The sequence below is a fragment of the Pseudomarimonas arenosa genome, from assembly GCF_014841215.1.
Lineage (GTDB): Bacteria > Pseudomonadota > Gammaproteobacteria > Xanthomonadales > Xanthomonadaceae > Pseudomarimonas > Pseudomarimonas arenosa.
The window spans coordinates 82,076-101,256 of record NZ_JACYTR010000001.1; the positions used below are offsets into that span (position 1 = coordinate 82,076).

The 19,181-nt window shown below is 61.6% G+C and carries 18 protein-coding genes; 5 read left to right on the plus strand and 13 right to left on the minus strand.

The window, feature by feature from the left end; genetic code table 11:
- Window positions 1-32: 32 nt before the first annotated feature.
- On the plus strand, window positions 33-767 hold the full coding sequence (locus tag IFO71_RS00385; RefSeq protein ID WP_192027535.1) for a class I SAM-dependent methyltransferase: 735 nt from the start codon (window positions 33-35) through the stop codon (window positions 765-767).
- On the opposite strand, the gene murI is transcribed toward IFO71_RS00385, so the two are convergent.
- Genes murI through IFO71_RS00420 form a run of 7 tightly spaced genes read right to left on the minus strand, consistent with a single transcriptional unit; the run spans window position 760 to window position 7,170 of the window.
- Entirely contained in the window at window positions 760-1,554 is a 795-nt protein-coding gene (murI, locus tag IFO71_RS00390; RefSeq protein WP_192027536.1) for a glutamate racemase, read from the minus strand. The two genes, IFO71_RS00385 and murI, sit on opposite strands and share 8 nt — an antisense overlap.
- Window positions 1,551-2,798 (minus strand): hypothetical protein, encoded by a 1,248-nt coding sequence (locus IFO71_RS00395; protein WP_192027537.1) that lies wholly within the window; start codon window positions 2,796-2,798, stop codon window positions 1,551-1,553. The genes murI and IFO71_RS00395 overlap by 4 nt, the downstream gene beginning before the upstream one ends.
- Window positions 2,795-3,502: a class I SAM-dependent methyltransferase gene (locus tag IFO71_RS00400; RefSeq protein WP_192027538.1), complete on the minus strand. Its 708-nt coding sequence runs from the start codon at window positions 3,500-3,502 to the stop codon at window positions 2,795-2,797. Before IFO71_RS00400 ends, IFO71_RS00395 begins: the two co-directional genes overlap by 4 nt.
- Window positions 3,486-4,442 carry a lysylphosphatidylglycerol synthase transmembrane domain-containing protein gene (locus tag IFO71_RS00405; RefSeq protein WP_192027539.1) on the minus strand — a complete coding sequence of 319 codons (957 nt, stop codon included), beginning with the start codon at window positions 4,440-4,442 and terminating at the stop codon, window positions 3,486-3,488. Before IFO71_RS00405 ends, IFO71_RS00400 begins: the two co-directional genes overlap by 17 nt.
- Window positions 4,439-5,590, minus strand: coding sequence for a glycosyltransferase (locus IFO71_RS00410; RefSeq protein ID WP_192027540.1), 1,152 nt, complete (start codon window positions 5,588-5,590; stop codon window positions 4,439-4,441). Before IFO71_RS00410 ends, IFO71_RS00405 begins: the two co-directional genes overlap by 4 nt.
- Entirely contained in the window at window positions 5,587-6,285 is a 699-nt protein-coding gene (locus IFO71_RS00415; protein WP_225444258.1) for a class I SAM-dependent methyltransferase, read from the minus strand. The genes IFO71_RS00410 and IFO71_RS00415 overlap by 4 nt, the downstream gene beginning before the upstream one ends.
- A gap of 27 nt (window positions 6,286-6,312) precedes the next feature.
- Window positions 6,313-7,170, minus strand: coding sequence for a glycosyltransferase family 2 protein (locus tag IFO71_RS00420; protein ID WP_192027542.1), 858 nt, complete (start codon window positions 7,168-7,170; stop codon window positions 6,313-6,315).
- Between the two features lie 188 nt (window positions 7,171-7,358).
- Between IFO71_RS00420 and pilB the strand changes: the two genes are divergently transcribed.
- The 4 genes from pilB to coaE are packed head-to-tail and all read left to right on the plus strand — an operon-like array spanning window position 7,359 to window position 11,861.
- Window positions 7,359-9,086: a type IV-A pilus assembly ATPase PilB gene (gene pilB / locus IFO71_RS00425; protein ID WP_192027543.1), complete on the plus strand. Its 1,728-nt coding sequence runs from the start codon at window positions 7,359-7,361 to the stop codon at window positions 9,084-9,086.
- Window positions 9,087-9,089: 3 nt separating this feature from the next.
- Complete coding sequence (locus IFO71_RS00430) at window positions 9,090-10,352, plus strand: type II secretion system F family protein (RefSeq protein WP_192027544.1); 1,263 nt, start codon at window positions 9,090-9,092, stop codon at window positions 10,350-10,352.
- A 9-nt stretch (window positions 10,353-10,361) separates the two neighbouring features.
- Window positions 10,362-11,222: a prepilin peptidase gene (locus IFO71_RS00435; RefSeq protein WP_225444259.1), complete on the plus strand. Its 861-nt coding sequence runs from the start codon at window positions 10,362-10,364 to the stop codon at window positions 11,220-11,222.
- Window positions 11,223-11,237: 15 nt separating this feature from the next.
- Entirely contained in the window at window positions 11,238-11,861 is a 624-nt protein-coding gene (gene coaE / locus IFO71_RS00440; protein WP_192027545.1) for a dephospho-CoA kinase, read from the plus strand.
- A 3-nt stretch (window positions 11,862-11,864) separates the two neighbouring features.
- Here coaE and IFO71_RS00445 read toward each other — a convergent pair whose 3' ends face one another.
- From IFO71_RS00445 to IFO71_RS00470, 6 genes are all read right to left on the minus strand, one after another.
- Window positions 11,865-12,725, minus strand: a complete 861-nt coding sequence (locus IFO71_RS00445; RefSeq protein ID WP_192027546.1) for a TrmH family RNA methyltransferase — start codon at window positions 12,723-12,725, stop codon at window positions 11,865-11,867.
- Window positions 12,722-13,273, minus strand: a complete 552-nt coding sequence (locus IFO71_RS00450; RefSeq protein WP_192027547.1) for a GNAT family N-acetyltransferase — start codon at window positions 13,271-13,273, stop codon at window positions 12,722-12,724. The genes IFO71_RS00445 and IFO71_RS00450 overlap by 4 nt, the downstream gene beginning before the upstream one ends.
- Complete coding sequence (locus IFO71_RS00455) at window positions 13,270-16,389, minus strand: efflux RND transporter permease subunit (RefSeq protein WP_192027548.1); 3,120 nt, start codon at window positions 16,387-16,389, stop codon at window positions 13,270-13,272. Before IFO71_RS00455 ends, IFO71_RS00450 begins: the two co-directional genes overlap by 4 nt.
- A gap of 70 nt (window positions 16,390-16,459) precedes the next feature.
- Window positions 16,460-17,512, minus strand: a complete 1,053-nt coding sequence (locus IFO71_RS00460) for an efflux RND transporter periplasmic adaptor subunit (protein ID WP_192027549.1) — start codon at window positions 17,510-17,512, stop codon at window positions 16,460-16,462.
- Window positions 17,509-17,772, minus strand: a complete 264-nt coding sequence (locus tag IFO71_RS00465) for a CDGSH iron-sulfur domain-containing protein (RefSeq protein ID WP_192027550.1) — start codon at window positions 17,770-17,772, stop codon at window positions 17,509-17,511. Before IFO71_RS00465 ends, IFO71_RS00460 begins: the two co-directional genes overlap by 4 nt.
- A 275-nt stretch (window positions 17,773-18,047) precedes the next feature.
- The gene (locus IFO71_RS00470) at window positions 18,048-19,058 is read right to left on the minus strand and encodes a class I fructose-bisphosphate aldolase (RefSeq protein ID WP_192027551.1); all 1,011 of its coding nucleotides are present in this window, start codon (window positions 19,056-19,058) and stop codon (window positions 18,048-18,050) included.
- Window positions 19,059-19,181: the final 123 nt, after the last annotated feature.

Here is a 19,181-nt window from a genome sequence, read left to right on the forward strand (position 1 = left end):
GTCCAAACCTGAAAGAAAAAGCCCGAAGCTACATGAAAGAGGGCTGGACTGGGCACGCCGAAGCCGCATTCGACCGCTACCACCAAACCCGAGCGAAACGCGCAGCTAAGATCAAGACGTTGCTGAGAGAGGCGGGGGTCACGCCGCGCGAGGATGGATTCATAGTCGATGTAGGCTGTTCGACCGGGGAAATGATTCGCTCGCTGACAGGCGAGGCAGCGCTGTGTGTCGGCGTCGACCTCGATGCATCGGCGGGTTTTTGCTCGGATAACCTTGTCAGCTTCGCCATCGCGGACGGCGAACAACTGCCATTCGCTGACGCCAGCGTCAATGCGGTGATCTGCAACCACATCTACGAGCACACCGACCAGCCACAGCAGCTGTTAGATGAGATCTGGCGCGTGCTGGTTCCGGGCGGCGTTTGCTATTTCTCCGGCCCAAGCAAGTGGGAACTGATTGAACCCCACTACCATTTGCCGTTTCTCAGCTGGCTTCCTTCTTGGCTGGCGGACTATTACATGCGCGTCTGTGGCAAGGGCGATCACTACCTGGAGCGTCCTCTATCGCGACGCCGAGTGCTGGGTATGCTGCCGCGGTTTGAGGTGGAGTCGTGTGTAGAACGGATCCTGCGCGACCCAGTGCGCTATGACAGCGAAGACCTGATTCCGGTGGGCAGCCTGCGCCAGAAGCTGGCATTGATGGCATGCCGGTTCGCTCCCGGCCTACTGCCAGGATTCATCCTGATGTGCCGCAAACCGTTCAGCTGAGAAGGGCCGCCACGTCGACGTGTTTGACCTCGTTGTGAATCGGCATGCCCATCGCTCGCGCTACACGGGTGAAACCTTCAGGTGAGTCTGTGACGTGGAAATGCACTTCGGGACATCCACCTGAAGCAGCACTCGGCAAGCATCCCGCGACCCGCGACGCCACCCGAACGCTAGGGTCGACTACGCGCACGTCCTGGCCCACTGCCCGTTCCAAGGTCGCTTGCATGATCGGGAAGTGGGTGCATCCCAGCAAGACCAGATCGAAAGAAAAATCACTGCATTGATCCAAGTAGCGACGCGCCACATCGACCGCCACCTGCGAATCAGCCCAGCCTTCTTCGACGATCGGCACAAACAGCGGGCAAGCCAGTCCACGCACAGGCAACGCCGGTCGCCGCTGGGCAATCTGCCGTTGATAGATGTCCGCCATGATGGTAGCGCGCGTACCCAGAACGAGAGCGCCGCGCTGTGCCAGATCACTCGCGATCTCTACCCCATCATTCACGACGCCAATAAGGGGATGTGAGAACTCATCATGCAGACTGGGCACGGCAATCGCTGAGGACGTATTGCACGCCACCACCAAGAGATCCACCCCCAAGCCGCGCAGGTAGCTGAGACCTTCGCGCGAATACTCGACAATCGTATCAGCAGATCGAATGCCATACGGCACCCGCGCGGTATCACCCAAATAGTGATACTCAGCGTTGGGCAAGCGCTCAAGCAATCGGCGCAGCACGGTGAGGCCGCCCACCCCCGAGTCGAAAACGCCAATTCGCGCCCTCATTTCGAACCTTTCAACTTACTGAGCAGGTAGCGCCCGACTTTGCCTGCCATTCTAGCCACCCAGCGTCGACGCACGCGCGGAAAGCGGCTCGAATACACAGCAAGCTGTGGTCTCGAAAGGAGCAGGCGTATCAAGGTGACACAGGCCGAAGATCGCCCCCCGTTATCGCCACTTACGGCAGCAGCAGCAGCGCGCTCCAAGTTGACCCAGGTACGCGGCACAAACGTGGCCTGACTGTCGCTCAACGGCTCATCTGACAATGCTCGCAGCGTGTTTAGCACCATCGCCGCGCCGCTATGCTCAGCCAGGCCAACCTGGAGCCAGGCGCGCTGATTGACTTCCAGCATTCGCGGGCTGCCGTCAGCCTGCTGGAGAAACGGAATCTCTGCCAATCCTCGATAGTCCAGCGCCTCCAGAATTCGTGTGCCCGCCGACTTCAGCTGATCTTCCTGCGTAGTCTCAACCCAACACCCCGTTCCACCACTGGCCGGATGCTTCCATCGCTCCACGAACTCGATGGCGTCGATCGAGTGCGCGCCGCGTACCGCCCACACGCCACGCTCACCGTTGCCGTATGGCCGTAGCCGCTGCTGCGCCACCCAACGATGGGAGATCGGCCAGGCGCGACTCAGACGCGCCATCAACTCTCGATCAGACTCCCCACCCTGCCGAGTCACGAGCTTTGCCCCCATCCTGCTCAAATCCATGTCCCACGGCTTCAGCGCTGGCTTGAAGATTGCGCAATCTCCCAAGCGCCGCAGCGCGGCTGGAACCTGCTCCAGATCATCAAGCACCTCGGTAGCTGGAATGTCCTGAGAAGCACCGGAGTTGGCCAGATGCAGGAACAGCTCAGCCTTATCCAGCCCACCGTAGCGCAAGGCGCGCGCACGCGGAAAATCAGCCACCTGGCAAATCTCCTCAGCGAACTCGTTGAGGCAGCGCAGACCGCCGTCTTCAGTAGCGAACAGCACCAGCTTGCGGCTATCCGCCGCCTGCCAATCGTACAGGCATTCCAGCAGCGCAACCCTTAGGCGCTCCGGCTTACTGGCCACTTGAGCGAGATCAACCAGTCTTTCGCAGCCTGGCGCTCCGCGCAGCAGGCTGCGCGGCACAAGCGATATCACCCGATAGCCGATACCTGCACGCTGCAGTGTTTCGGCGACTGCCAGACTCACGATCTCCAGTCCACCGCTGAGGATGATCGGCAAGCTGGCAAGATCGGGCGAGTTTGCAGCGCTGTTCAAGTGAAGCGCTCAAAGACAAACAGCACGTTGTGGTACTGCCAACGCGGGCTGCCCCGCCGGCTCGCCATGCGAGACAGCTCATGCTCGGCCAGGCGATCGAATGCCCGTGGCGGAATCACACCGTATCGGACCAGGTAGATCCCCCACCAGCGCGCTGCCCGTATGGCTGTGCGCGAGACCAAGCCAAAGCCATTGCGGGCAAACTTCTCGATTACCACAGACTCTGGGACGAAGTCGCGGTGACCCTGGCGGATATTGTCGACCACAACCAGCCGCCCGCCAGGCTTTACCACCCGAGGAATGCCGTCGGCAACATTCAACACCTGGTTCAGATGCAGTACGCGAAGCAGGTTCTGCGCGAGCACCAGGTCAAAGGTTCGATCTGCAAACGGAAGGTGAGGCAAGCTTCCTACACACCAGGTTCCCGCGGGTGCCATGCGCGATGCAGCCATCAAAACTCGCTTTGAGACGTCGAGGCCGGTAACCTGCCAGCCAAGCTCGCGCAGGGTGCCGCTCATGCGGCCGTAGCCGCAGCCTAGATCCAATGCCAGGCCCGTTCCGCGCCCCACATAGGTGGTAATGGCCTTGGCCTGCAAACAGGTGATATAGGCTGTCTTGCGGCCCCAACTATCGGCTGGATCGACCAGATTTCGGCCCTGGTCGTCGAAAACCGGGAGCGCGTCGAAGTTATTTTCTTGCGTCATTTTGATAGGGCCAGAAGACGGTGCCCAAAGCGAGATCGGTGGCCAGCAGACCGGCGCGGCCGATCAGCATGCCATACAGCACAATGTCGGTAGGGTAGCCAATGGACAAACCTGCAAAGATCAGCTCACGCACGCCTATTCCAGAGGGTGTGACCAGTGACAGATAGCCGATGACCCAAGCAAGGGTATAGCTGGCCGAGAGATGGATACCGGCAGCCGCGCCCAACTCCGGATACGCGGCGCCGTAGAGCGACCAAGCGGCGGCATACAACGCCCATCCCAGCAGTGAGAGCCATACGAACCGGATCTTACTGCTGCGAGGAACTGAGGCGGTGGACCGAACGGCTCCGTGCAACCTGTCCCGCCCACGTCGGCTGATCAGCCCGACGCCCTTAACAACCAGTTCACCTGCCCATGGACGCCAGGCAAGAGCCAGCAGGGCGATTCCCAGTAGCAACGCCATGGCGCCCAACCAGGGCGCAACCCAGGCCAACACCACGACAAGCGCGAACAGCAGCGCGAAATAGGTGGACAGAGCGAGATATCCAATATTGATGGCAACCCACTCAAGCATCGGTATGCGGCCGCGTGTCATCACACCTTGATAGGCGACCCCCCACACGCGACCCGGCAAATGCTTCATCAACTGGGCGGTGAAATACAGATGGCCGAGCGCGGTCAGCGGCAACGGCTGCCGATGCACAGCGTTGCAGAGCTCGGCAAATGCCAGGAAGGCTGTCAGGGTCGATACCGTCGCTAACAGCCAGCCGGCAAGGAGCACGATCGGCGATGCCTTGACCAGCCCTTCGCGCACTTCATCCCAAGACTGCCACAGCAGGAAGCTCACCAAGGCCACCGTGATCGCCACAGCCAGAAACGACACCGCTCCAAAGCGATGGCCAATCCCGGGCGGTGGTCCTGATTCCGCGGCGCGGCTCATCCGCGCCCGCCCAGCGCCAATCCAAGCAAACGCGGCGCAATCGACTCGCTCAACGAGAACATGGTCGCGAGTTTGCCCAGCCCGGTCTGAAACTGAGACGGGGCCGAATTGACCGCCACGCTGATCGCCTCAGCCATCGCCGCCGCACTGCCTTCACTCGCAGACACGCCGACCGCAAATTTCTCGATCAAACCTGGCAGATCTCCCGTCGGCGTGGAAACGACCGGACAGCCCAGTTTGATGGCGTCCGAGAAGACCACCGGAATGCTCTCGATCCGCGATGGAATCAGCAGATAGTCTGCACGCAGGATCGTCGCTTCTGCGGCCTCCTTGTCGAGGTATCCCTGCAGCTGCACCGGACGACCGGCCTGTTGCAAGATCGCCACGCCCTGTCGTACCGAAGCCTCCATCGGCCCGCCTCCGCAAATCTCGACGGCCTCAATGCGTTGCCAGTCGCGCTGCGACAACAGGCGCATGGCCTCTAGGAGTAGATCGATTCCCTTGTTCGGATGCCAGCGCCCGAGAAACAAGAGTCGATAGGGCGGCTCCGACTTGAGCGGACTGCTTCGGGACTTGCTGATCGCGCGCGTGCTGGGCAAGAACTCGACCTCTCGACTTGCGATGCGGTGCGTATCCTGAGCTAGCTCAACACCGTCGGCAAAACAAGCTGCCGCTTCGCGAAGCACCGTTCGCAGCAGGCTGCGCACAATGGGTATGCGGCCCAATGACCAGATATCGCTGCCCAGTGCCCAAGTCGAATAGGGGATTCCAATCTGGCGCGAGACCCGTCGTGCCCAGTAGCCCGATGGCAGTGCCCACAACGCAAGTAGGTGGCAGGTCGGGCCGGCTTGCGCAGCCGACCGGGTGGCGGTGGCGCCGGCAATCAACACGCGACCGAGTGCAAGCAGATCCGATGGCCGCCAAAGTTTCAATGTGGAAAGCGGTCGCTGTGGCGCTGCGTAGCGGAATACCTCTATTCGATCGGAATGATGCTCGATGATGCACTTCGCCCCCGGCGCCACCACCCGCATCGGCACATGTTTGGCGAGCTCTTCCACCAGGTCGGCGACAAAGCCACCAGCCGCTTCGCTGCCATCGCCCTGGATCGGAAACGAGGTGGTGATCAGAACCAGGGCCGGCTGACTCATGGCTTGTATGCGACCACCAGGTAGCCGGCAGTCAATGCCGACCACGACGGAAGCAGCCTGGCCGCCACCCAGGCGGCCAGATTGATCGCCGGAACAGCGATGCCAATCAGCGGCAAGAAAACCACGCCGAGACTACGTCGCTTGATGGCCTCCAGTCCCATTCCCGCGATAGCGAGATTGGCGACCAACCCTGCAGATTCCGCCGAGCCCAAACTCGGCCGCAGAGAGCTTGGACGGAGTCCTGCCGCTGCCAGTTCGCGCTCGATGCCATACAGGGTGTAACGCTGATAGTCGTGGGGCGCGTCGTGAACGGGATACAGGAACGGCATCGAGAGAATGAGTTTTCCTTGTGGTCGCAGCACTCGAGCGATTTCCGTGAGGGCGCGCTGCGGCGCGTATAGGTGCTCCACCACGTCGAAAATGGTCACCACATCGACCGCCCCATCGGCCAGAGGCAGACAAGCGGCGTCGGCAAACACGTCTGGGCGAGATGCGTACATGAACTTGCCGGTCGCAAGATAATCAAGACCAATGTACCGGCAGTCGTCGGGCAAGACGCGCTGCAGCCACCGGTCTGCGCAGCCGATATCCAACACGAGCGCCCCATGCAGGTCGCCAAGGGCGGCGATCAGCGGTTGTCTCGAGCCAAGCAGCCATTGCGGGTGAAGCGGCGAGCGTCGAAGCAGGTCAATCAACCTCCGCAAGCGGCTACGCAACACGCATCAGCTCCTCGACTTGCTGTAGACCAGCGACGTGATCTGCTCTGACACAAGTCCAATCAAGAATATGATCACTGCAGCACTGAACAACAACAGGCTCATATTGGTGAAGCGCCCTTCAGTTACGAAGGTGTAGGTGTAGTAACCAAGGCCCGTTGCAAAGAACAGCAGCGCCGTCGGTGCAAAAAGCTTCAGTGGCGAGTACAGCGTGGCAATCTTGAAGATAATCAACAAGAACCGGACGCCGTCGGCCAGCGGCCGAATGTGGCTTGAATGCCCAACTCTGGCTGCCACATTGACAGGCACATAGGCAACTGGATAGGCGCTGCGAAAAAACGCCATGGTGATGGTGGTCGGGTAGCTGAATCCGTTGGGCAGCAGGTACAGAAACTCAAGAAACTTGGCGGCGCGAACCGCGCGGAATCCAGAAGTCAGGTCGCGGATGTCATGGCCGGTCATCCAACTGGCGATGCGGTTGTAGAAGCGATTGGCCAGTCCGCGACTGACATTCGCCTGCCCGCTGGCAGATCTCGCACCAACTGCCATCTCGTAGCCTTGCTCGAGCATGGCCAACAAGGGCGGAATTTCAGCGGGATCGTGTTGGCCATCGGCATCCATGAAGACCAAGACCTCACCACTGGCCGCCCGCGCTCCGCGCTTGATGGCCGCGCCATTTCCCATCGAGTACGGGGAACGCAGGACTTTTGCGCCGAGCGACTCTGCCACCACGGCTGTTTCGTCACTGGACCCGTCGTCAACGACAATCATCTCCGCTTCGGGAAACCGTTCCCGAAGTCGCGGCAGGGTCAAACGCAGGCCGGCAACTTCATTCTTTGCCGGGAGCACGATGGATAACTGCATGCCAGAAGATTCTTGTGTGGGCCAGCGGAGGGTACCGCAATACGATCGGCCTCGGCAGCGCACTGCCCCGCAATTGCGCCGCTTCCGATCCGAGCGCTGCACCGAGGTCGGCCCGAACCTTGCCGTTTCGGAAGGCGCTGGTTTGGTGTAGATTCAAGAGGATAGCGGCAACAGTTAGGATGCCATCGATGAATGCCCCGACCGCACCAAATCTTGCCGGAATCACCGGACTGGTCAGACGCCTTGTCATGGATGGCGCACTGCCAGAGCCCGACGCGCGCCGGGCAATGGATGAGGCCGCCAAGGACAAGCGACCGGTGCACTTGTTCCTGCTGGAGAAGAAGCTCATCACCGGCGGCCAACTGGCGGCGGCCAACGCATTCGAGTTCGGTGTACCGATTTTCGATGCGGCCTGCCTGGATATCACCCAATCAGCCGCCAAACTGGTCGATCAGAAGCTGATCGACCAGCACAAGGCGCTGCCGCTGTTCAAGCGTGGCAATCGACTCTACGTCGGCATTTCGGACCCTACCAACACGAGGGCACTGGACGAGATCAAGTTTCAGGCCAACCTCACTGTTGAGCCGATCCTGGTCGATGAGGAGGTGCTGCGGCGAGCGATCGACACCGCACTGAGCTCCTCGGACTCCCTGGGCGATGAGATGGAGGACGCCGAGGGTCTGGAAAACCTGGAACTGGGCGACACCGAGGAAGATGATGACGCTGGCGGCGTCGATGTGCGCGGGGCCGGGGACGACACTCCGGTGGTCCGCTTCGTCAACAAGATCCTGGTCGACAGCATCAAGCGCGGCGCCTCGGATATCCATTTCGAACCCTACGAGAACGAGTACCGCGTGCGTTTTCGTATGGACGGCATCCTGAAGGCAGTTGCCAAACCACCCGTCAAGCTGAATGCGCGCCTCGCTTCGCGCCTCAAGGTGATGTCCTCGCTCGATATCGCCGAGCGCCGGGTGCCGCAGGACGGGCGTATCAAGCTCAATCTGTCCAAGACCAAGTCGATGGACTTCCGCGTCAGCACCTGCCCGACCCTGTTCGGCGAGAAGATCGTGCTGCGTATGCTGGATGGCTCGGCCGCCAAACTGGGCATCGACAAACTTGGCTACGAGGACGAACAGAAACAGCTGTACATGAGTGCCCTGGCCAAGCCCTACGGCATGATCCTGGTCACCGGCCCGACCGGCTCGGGCAAAACGGTCTCGCTGTATACCGGCTTGAACATTCTCAACACCGAAGAGCGCAATATTTCCACCGCAGAAGACCCGGTCGAGATTCGTGTGCCCGGGATCAATCAGGTGCAGATGAATGTGAAGCGTGGCATGACCTTCGCTGCCGCGCTGCGTTCTTTCCTGCGCCAGGACCCTGACGTCATCATGGTCGGCGAGATCCGCGATCTCGAGACGGCTGAAATCGCGATCAAGGCCGCGCAAACCGGTCACCTGGTGTTGTCCACCCTGCATACCAATGACGCCCCACAAACCATCTCGCGCCTGATGAACATGGGCATTGCGCCCTACAACATCACCTCGTCGGTGACCCTGGTGATCGCCCAACGGCTGTCGCGCCGGTTGCACGACTGCAAGAAGTCAATCCAGCTGCCCGAGCACGCCCTTTTGGCGGAAGGATTCACCGCTGAAGACATCGCCGCTGGCATGAACATCTTCGAGCCGCTAGGCTGCGGTGAATGCAATGAGGGATACAAGGGCCGCACCGGCATCTATCAGGTGATGCCGATGGCCGAGGAAATCCAGCGCATTATTCTGGAAGGCGGCAACGCGCTTTCGATCGCCGATGCAGCATTGGCTGCTGGAGTGAAAGACCTGCGGCAATCGGCACTGCTGAAGGCTCGCAACGGTGTCACCAGCCTTGCAGAAATCAACCGCGTCACCAAGGACTAAGCCATGGCAGCGACCAAATCGGCAGTAAAGAAACCGGGCGCCGTGTCGGTGCGGAACCCCAACCCGATGCAACCCTTCTACTGGGAGGGGACGGATAAGCGCGGCACCAAGATGAAGGGCGAGACCCTGGCCAAAAATGCCAGCTTGCTCAAGGCCGAGTTGCGCCGCCAAGGGATCGCGCCCAGTGTGGTCAAGCCCAAAGCCAAGCCCCTGTTTGGCTCGGCCGGCAAGACCATCTCGGCAAAGGACATCGCCATCTTCGCCCGTCAGATCGCCACCATGATGCAATCCGGCGTGCCAATGGTGACCGCATTCGAAATCATTGCCGGTGGCCAGGCCAATCCGCGCATGAAGGACATGCTCGACGATATCCGCGCCTCGATTGAAGGCGGTTCGACCCTGGCCGAGTCCCTGGGCCGCCATCCAGTTCAGTTCGACGAACTGTTTCGGAATCTGGTCAAGGCCGGTGAAGGCGCCGGTGTGCTGGACACTGTGCTCGACACCATCGCCACCTACAAGGAAAACACCGAAGCACTGAAGGCGAAGATCAAGAAGGCCCTGTTCTATCCCGCTATTGTCATCGCCGTAGCCATTTTGGTCAGCGCGGTCCTGCTGATTTTCGTGGTGCCGCAGTTCCAACAGGTATTCAAGAGCTTCGGTGCCGACCTCCCGGCCTTCACCCTGATGATTATCCAAGCCTCGGACTTCATGATCTCCTATTGGTGGGCGGTGTTGATCATCGGCGTAGGCTCACTTTGGGGGCTGGTTGAGCTGAAGAAGCGATCCTTGGCCTTCTCGCACTTCCTCGATCGATCACTGCTCAAGGTCCCTGTCCTGGGCGAAATCATGAAGAACGCCTCGATCGCCCGCTATGCCCGCACCCTGGCCACCACCTTCAAGGCCGGCGTGCCCCTGGTGGAAGCGCTGGAGACCGTCGCCGGCGCCACCGGCAATCAGGTGTATAGCGACGCGGTGAAGCGCATTCGCGAAGACGTGTCGGTTGGCTATCAGTTGAACGTGGCGATGAAACAGACCGAGGTGTTCCCCAATATGGTGGTGCAGATGACCGCCATTGGTGAGGAAGCCGGCGCCTTGGACACCATGCTTTTCAAAGTGGCCGAGTTCTACGAGGCGGAAGTCAACAACGCGGTGGATGCACTGTCCAGCCTGATCGAACCGTTCGTGATGATGATCATTGGTGTGATCGTCGGCGGCATGGTGGTGGGCATGTACCTGCCAATCTTCAAGCTCGCCGCCGCCCTGTAAGGCCCGCCATTGGAGTTCTTCCTCAGCCCCGCCGCGGCGCCCTGGGTGGCAGCGGCCTTTGGCCTGCTGGTCGGCAGCTTCCTCAACGTGGTGATTCTGCGCGTGCCGGCCCGTCTGCACTGGCAATGGGCACGGGATAGCCGCGAACTGCTGGAACTGCCAGCGACCGAGGAGCCCGAGCCGCCCGGCATTGTGCTAAAGCGCTCGCACTGCCCGAAGTGCGGGAATCAGCTTGCCGCCTGGGAAAACGTGCCGGTGTTCAGCTACTTGCTGCTGCGCGGCAAGTGCCGCGCCTGCAAGACACCGATTTCGATTCAGTATCCGCTGGTTGAGGCCCTGACCGGGGCGCTGTTCGCTGCGGTGGTATGGCGCTTCGGGGTGAGCTACGAGGCGCTGGCTGGCTTGTTGTTCACCGGCATTCTGGTGGCGGCGGCAGGAATCGACTGGCGCACCACCCTGCTTCCGGACGACCTGACCCTGCCCTTGTTGTGGCTGGGCCTGCTGCTATCCAGTGTCACCCTGTTCGTCTCTCCGACCCAGGCCATCTGGGGCGCCGCCGTGGGCTACCTCAGCCTGTGGTCGGTGTACTGGGCGTTCAAACTGCTGACCGGCAAAGAAGGCATGGGCTTCGGTGACTTCAAGCTGCTCGCAGCGTTGGGCGCCTGGTGCGGACTGGGATCACTGCTATCGATCATCCTGCTGTCCTCTCTGGCCGGCGCGGTGATCGGCTCAGCCGCCCTGCTGTTGCAGGGACGAGATCGCGCCACGCCGATTCCGTTCGGCCCATATCTGGCAGTCGCCGGCTGGATCCAGTTCATGTGGGGCGGCGACGTGTTCGATCTGGTCGGCAAACTGATTTTCGCCCGCTGAGGCACGGCCGGATCGATGAACTCTCAGGTGCCGTCGCTGACGGTTGCGGTCACCGGTGGCATCGCCTCGGGGAAGACCGCGGTCACCGACCGATTCGCCGAGCACGCAGTGCCGGTCATTGACGCTGACCTGATTTCCCGTGAATTGGTTGAGCCAGAACAGCCGGCATTGAAGGAAATCGCAGCGCATTTCGGCAATCCTGCGCTGGACGCCGAGGGACGACTGGACCGCGGCTGGATGCGTCAGCGCGTGTTCGCCAACCCGGCCGATCGCAAGGTGCTGGAGTCTATTCTTCACCCCCGCGTGCGCGCAACGATGCGCGAGCGCGCCCGGCATGCTGGAACGCCCTATGTCGTGTTGGCGATCCCTCTGTTAAGCGAAACCGGCGCCTATGCCTGGGTGGATCGGGTGCTGGTGGTGGATGCCCCGACTGAACTGCAAGTTCAGCGGCTGATGCGGCGTGACCGGACGGATCGGGAGCAGGCCGAACGGATGTTGCAGTCGCAGTCATCGCGCCCAACCAGACTCGCTCTGGCCAATGACGTACTGATCAATGATGGCAGTCTGGCCTTGCTGCAGTCACGGGTCGATCGTCTGCACCGGCGTTTGCAAGGCATCGCCCGGACGCGAGACCGCTGAAGGTCAACCCCAGCGTCGACACCACTCGGCAAAGAACACCGCCGCTGCACTGGCTACATTGAGGCTTTCTACCTGACCGCTGCCCGGAATGGCCAAGTGCAGCTCGCAGTACTGCAGCGTCTCCGCGCCTACACCGGCCTGTTCGGCCCCCAACACCAACACGGTACGGGCCGGTAGTGCCTGCTTGAACAGAGAGTTCGCTCCTGCCGGCAAGGTGGCCACTGAAGTGAAGCCTTCAGCTTTTAGCAGATGCCAGGCTCCCGTGAGGTCATCGACGCCGATCAGCGGCACGGCTTCTGCGCCGCCTTCAGCCACGCGCGCAGCGGCGCCGCTGAGGCGCACACCGGCGGCACTGGGTGACAGCACCGCCTGTACACCAAAATGCGCGGCCGAGCGAAGAATGGCGCCCAGATTGTGCGGGTTCCCCACACCGTCCAGCCAGACCAACAGGCACCGCTCCGCTGCCTGACTTAACACCCTTGTTAGACTGAGTGGCGTTGGCCAACGAACATCGAAGCACAGGCCCTCATGGTGCTGTGAGCCGGTCAGCCGCGACAGATCGTCGTTCTCCACCAGCCGATAACCGAGGCGTTGTTCAACGCAATAGGCCAGCACGTCGCGCAGATCGGTCATCCGCGATGCATTTAGATAGACCTTGCGCAGATCCTGCGGACGACGCTTAAAAGCTGCAAGGCAGGCATTCCAGCCGTACAGGCGCAGCTCGGCGTCGCGGCGCGGGCCACCATCTGCGCGACGGTCAGCATCCTGTTGCGGCGATCGATCAGGACGACCTGGCGCTGCAGCACTGCGTTCACGGCCACCGCCGGTCTTGGGTTTGGCGTGATCCCAAGGAGACTTGCTCATGCCCGCTCCACCTGTTGTTGAATGGGCAACCGCACCAATGAGTAAAGAAAGGCATCGGCGTAGCGTCCGTGCTTGTAGACGGCAGCGTTCATGCGTGCCTCACGCTCGAAGCCAAGCCGCTGCAGCAAGGCGCACGATGCCTGATTGTCGACCACGACCTGGGCCTCCAGCCGCACAATCTGCAGCTCCGTCATCACCCAAGGCACGAAGTTCGCCACCACCCGCGACATCAGTCCGCGGCCCCAGTGACGACGTCCCAGCCAGTAGCCCAGTTCGGCGCAGTGCGCCTCTGTGCCCTCGCCCAGAGTGACCGCAATGCCCCCTGCCGCTTCGCCGTCGACTTCGATGGCCAGGGAAACTCCGCTACCGGCCTTGCGTCGACTGCGCAGAAACTTCTGCGCATCGATCTCGGTGTACGGATGCGGAAATCGGTGACTGGTGTAGTAGGCTACCTCGGCATCATTGGCATGCCTGACCAGGGCCTCGGCGTCGTCACGCCGCCAGTTGCGAAGCTTCAGACCCGGCTCGATGAGGCGCTCGGAATTCATGCGCTGGACCGCGGCTGCACTTGCAGTTCTTCGGCCTCCAGTCGGCGGGCAATTGCTTCCGGCGAGCGAGTGAACGGCGCCACCTGACGATAGATCGCCGGAACGACGTACAAAGAGAGAAGGGTCGAGAAGCTCACACCGGTAATGATAACGATAGCCAGAGTGCGACGGCTGGCTGAACCCGGCCCCTCATCCAGCAACAACGGCACCGCGCCAGCCACGGTGGCGATCGAAGTCATCAGAATCGGACGCAGGCGTGTGGTGGCAGCGTCGATGACCGCTTCTCGCACATCGAGCCCCTCGTCGCGTCGCTGGTTGGCAAACTCGACGATCAGGATACCGTTCTTCGCCGCCAGTCCGACCAGCATGACGATCCCGATCTGACTGAACAGGTTGATCGTGCTGCCGAACAGCCAGAGACCGATCAGGGCGCCCAGCACGCCCAATGGCACAGTCAGCATGATCACCGCCGGATGCAGAAAGCTCTCGAATTGGGCCGCCAGCACCAGATAGACGATCAGCAAGGCCAAGGCGAACATCCAGATCGCCGAGCTGCCTGCACTCAAGTAATCGCGCGACTCGCCCTTGAAGTCGATTTGTGCGGTGGGCGGCAATTCTTCGTCAGCCACTTGCTGGATCCAGTGCAGAGCATCGCCAAGCGGGTAGTCAGGCGCCAATCCGGCGGTCAAGGTGATCGCGCGCAGTCGGTTGAAGCGATTAAAGCTACCCGGTTCAGCCAGCTCACGAAAAGTCACCAGATTGCCGATGGGAATCAATTCGCCGCTGCCGTTGGAACGCACATATAGATTGCTGAGGTCGTTTGGCGACTGTCGATCTTCCTGTCGCGCCTGCAACATCACATCATATTCTTCGCCGTCATCGACGAAGGTGGTCACCCGACGCGCGCCCATCATGGTTTCCAAGGTGCGTCCGATTTCGCTCACCGAAACACCAAGATCCGCCGCGCGGACGCGATCGATCTCGATGCGCAATTGCGGCCGAGTCTCCTTGTAGTCCGAGTCGACGGCGAACAATCGCGGGTTGTCCTCCATCCGTACCAGCATGCGATCACGCCATGCAGCCAGGTCGTCGTAGTTCGGCCCGCCCAGCACCACCTGCACTGGCTGACCACGGCTACGCACCAAGCCCGAGCGCACCATCGGCAATGCGCGAATGCCCGGAACCTGCGCCAGTTGCGCACGCACCCGCTCGACGACTTCCGCCGTCGAAACCTCGCGTTCAGTCCAGGGGCGCATCAGCACCACCGCATTGCCCGTGTGCATTTCCTCGCCAGCACCAAAGCCGCCGGGCACCCTGGCGATGATGCGATGGATGCCACTGTCTTCGTCGGTATGGGCGAGCAGAATCTTCTCGACTTGCTGGATCTGCGTCACCGTGTAGTCATAGCCAGCCCCTTCCGGTGCTGCGATGCTGACGAAGAACGCGCCGCGATCCTCCGGCGGCGCCAGCTCGGTCGGAATCTGCTTCTCCAGCAACACCACCGCGCCGCAGGCCAGCACCATCAGGCCGAGAATGATCCAGGGATGCTCCACCACCCGTTCGAGCTGCGAACGGTAGCCTCGGCTGACAGCGTCGAACCCGCGTCGCAGCCCACCACCGATGCCGTGCGAACTCTCGCCAGGACGCAGCAACTGCGAACACATCATCGGCGTGAGCGTCAGCGCGACGAATGCCGACAGCAATACGGCACTGGCCAGGGCCACAGCCAATTCGCTGAACAGGCGCCCGGAATTGCCGCCCATGAAGGCGACCGGCAAGAACACCGACACCAGCACAGCGGTGGTGGCGATCACCGCAAACGCCACCTGACGTGTTCCCCGGGCAGCGGCCAGCAACCTGGGCTCACCTTCGTCCAAACGCCGCTTGACGTTCTCCAGTACGACGATGGCATCGTCCACGACCAGGCCGATGCACAGCACCAGGGCCAGCAGGGTCAGCAAGTTGATGCTGAATCCGAACACCCACAGGCCGATGAAGGCGGCGATCAGACACACCGGCACGGTCACCGCGGGCACCAGGGCCGCGCGGGCACTGCCGAGAAACACCAGGATAACAATCAACACCAGGACGATCGCTTCAATCAAGGTCAGATAGACCCGATTGACCGCCGCTTCGATAAAGGTGGTGCTGTCGAACGCCACCAACACGCTGGTGTCAGGCGGCAGACTGCGCTGAATCTCCGGCAGCCGATTCTTCACCTCGCGCACCACGTCCAGGGAATTGGCGGTGGATGTCTTGATCACCCCGAGACCAACATTGGGCTGACCATCGCCGCGGAAGTAGGAGCGTCGCTCGGCGGAGCCCAGCTCGACCTCCGCCACTTCGCCCAGCCGCACCAGATGTCCGTCGCTGCCACGCGCCAGGACCAGCTTGGCAAAATCATCGGCGTTCTTGTAGCTGCGATCAACGCGCAGGGTGAAGTCACGCTGCGCTGACTCCAAGCGCCCCGCCGGCAGCTCGACGTTCTCGGCCCGCAGCGAGGCCTCCACATCATTGACTGTCAACCCGCGCGCCGCCAGTGCCACCCGATCCAACCAGATTCGCATTGCATAACGCTGACGTCCACCGACGCGCACCTGCGCCACGCCATCAATGGCCGACAGGCGATCGACCAGATAGCGCTCGGCATAATCGCTCAGCGCCAGCGTATCCAGGCTCGGCGAATACAGATTGAGCCAGAGGATCACATCGGCATCGGATTCGACTTTCTCGATCTCCGGCGGGTCCGCTTCGGGCGGCAACCGATCGGCGACGCGACTGACGCCGTCGCGAACATCGTTGGCGGCGGCCTCGATCTCGCGACTCAGATTGAACTCGACACTGATCGCCGAGCGCCCGTTAACCGAGCGCGATTCGATTGTCTCGATACCTTCGATACCAGCCAGGGCATCTTCAATGATCTGGGTGACGCGGGTTTCCACCACCGCCGCCGACGCGCCGGGATAACTGATATCCACCGATACCACGGGCGGATCGATGTTGGGCAGTTCGCGCACGGTGAGCTGACTGAAGGCCATCAGGCCCACGGCAATCAGCAACAGGTTCATCACCATGGCCAGCACGGGCCGACGAATCGACAGATCAGACAGTTTCATCAGGCCACCTCAGACAAAAGGACGTGCCGTCATCCCGAAACCAAGCACGAATCGGCAGATCATGTGCCGCCTAACCCGCGGCCGAGCCGGCGATCTGGGCACTCGGCTCGATCACGCTGACCGGAGTTCCGGCACGCAGCTTGACCACGCCATCGACAACAACCTGATCGCCCGCCTGCAGACCGGAAAGTATCTCGACACGCCCCAGCTGGCGCGCACCAGTCTTCACTTCTACCCGTTCCGCCGTGTCGTCGCTGTCGACGCGAAACACCGACTGCGAACTACCGACCTGGATCAGGCTGATCTCTGGAATCGACAGCACGTCTCTAACAGGCAGTTCAAGCGTAACGGTGAGCAGCATGCCCGGCCTGAGCAACCGCTCCGGATTGGGCACTTCGGCCCGCACCTGCACCGAACGGGTGACCGGGTCGACTCGGGTACTCACCACACTGACCTCGCCGGCAAAATCGCGCTGGCGGAAAGCCGCGCTTTTGGCCGCGATGCGCTGACCGGGCTCGACCGCAGCCATGGCAACCTCCGGCACGGTGAAATCCAGCTTGATGGTGTCGATGGCATCGAGGGTGGTGATCGGCGTTCCGGGTGTGACCAGGGTGCCCGGACTGACCTGCCGAAATCCGAGCACGCCCGCAAACGGCGCCGTGATCACCCGATCAGCCAGCCGAGCTCGAATCGCATTGGTGCGCGCCAGAGCCGCGTCGCGGCTGGCGACCAGACTGTCCAGCGTGCTTTTCGACAGAATGCCCTGCTTCACCAGATCAGCCTGCCGCTGATACTGCTGCAAGGCCTCGGTATAGGCGGCCTGCGCCTCCTCCAGCGCCGCGATCTCGGCCTTGCCGCTGAGATCGACCAGCCATCGGCCGGCCTCAACCACATCGCCGTCCTGAAAATTCACCCGCACCACGGTTTCGGTAACCTTGGCGGTCAGCGTGACCGACTCGCTGGCCTTGGCCGTTCCCAGCGCTTCAATTCGATCCTGCCAGGGGCGCTCGGCCAAGGTTTCCACCGTCACCGCCGTGGCCCCGCGTGCGCCAGCGGCCACCTCCATTGCCGGTTCGGCGCAACCCACCAGCAGGGCGGATACCAGTAGAACCGCCCCTCTCATTCGCCGCTCTCCGTCAATTGCTTGTGCGATCCATCACAGCGCGGTGCGTTGGCTGTGCGCTTGCAGCCGCACAGCCACAGTCGCTCGCTGCGTTCAGCGTCCAGCCGCACCGGCATCAAGCCGCTGCCCTTGTGGCTTCCGTCACAGAACGGCTGATTCTGGCTGCGTCCGCAGGCGCACCACCAATAGGTCTTGCCCGCTTCCAGGTCGACCGGAAACGGACTGCGTTGCGCGATCCGCGCGGTGGGTACTTGGGTCATGGTGGAATCCTTGGTTCTCGACGGCTTCAGCGCTTGCAGGTTGCTGAGACCTTCATCCTGCAGGACTTCAGCAGCCTCCCAGGGCGCTGTGCGCAGCGGAGTCTGCAAACATCACATTCGTGAATGCTACTCCGGAAACCGGGCAAGCGATTGTGAAACGGGCTCCAGGCGAAAGACGCTGACGCGTTTGCATGCGCCAGAACGGCGCCATCGCGCGCCCAAATGAAAAGCGCCGGACGAGGCCGGCGCTGTTCACTGCAAGGTGGGTGGGGCGATCAGGCCGCCCGGCTCCACTTGCCGAGTGCTGCCAGACCATTGTCCTTGGCGCGCTGCGCAACGGTGCGTTGAGCGGCGGCATAGTTGGCCTGCATATCCTGGGCCCACAGCTTGAGCGCGGCCTGCTGCATGGCGCGACCATAGCTGAAGCTGAGCGGCCAGGGGTTGTTGCCCATCTGGTTCATCGCATTCAGATGTGCCGTCGCGGCTTCATCGCTCTGGCCACCGGACAGGAACACGATACCCGGCAGGCTAGCTGGCACGGCCGACTTCAGGCAGCGCAAGGTGTACTCAGCCACTTCTTCCACCGAGGCCTGTTCGGAGCAGGTCTTGCCGGAGATGACCATGCTCGCCTTGAGGATGGTGCCTTCCAGCATCACGTTCTGCTCGTACAGGGCACCGAACAGCGAGCGCAGGGTGGCCTCGGTGACGTCATAGCAGACGTCGATGTCATGATCGCCATCCATCAACACTTCCGGTTCCACCATCGGCACGATGCCTTGCTCCTGACACAACGCGGCATAGCGCGCCAGTGCATGGCAATTGGCCTCGATACAGGTGCCGCTCGGGCTGTCTTCACCGATGGTGATCACCGCGCGCCACTTGGCGAACTTGGCGCCGATCCTGGCGTATTCCTTCAGCCGATCGCGCAGGCCGTCTAGGCCTTCGGTCACCAGTTCGCCCGGGAAACCGGCCAACGGCGAGGTGCCCTTGTCCACCTTGATGCCCGGCAGGATGCCCTGCTTCTCCATCAGCTTGACGAAGCTGGTGCCGTCTTTCTGCGCCTGACGCAGGGTTTCGTCATAAAGGATGGCGCCAGACACATGCTCGCCCAGACTCGGCGTGCTGAGCAGCATCTCGCGATAAGCACGGCGGTTTTCCTCGGTGCACTCCACGCCGACACCGTCGAAACGCTTCTTGCACGTGGTGGTCGATTCGTCGATGGCGATGATGCCCTTGCCCGGGGCCACCATGGCCTGGGCGATGTCCTGCAATTGATCGATGCTCATGGAAACCTCGGAAGATAGAGCGGGCCGCGCAAACGGCCTGGGATTGAAAGTCAGCTTTGCATTATAGCGACTAGGTCAGAATCCTTGGCTGTTCCGATGGCAATGCCGATAGAAATTGGTTGC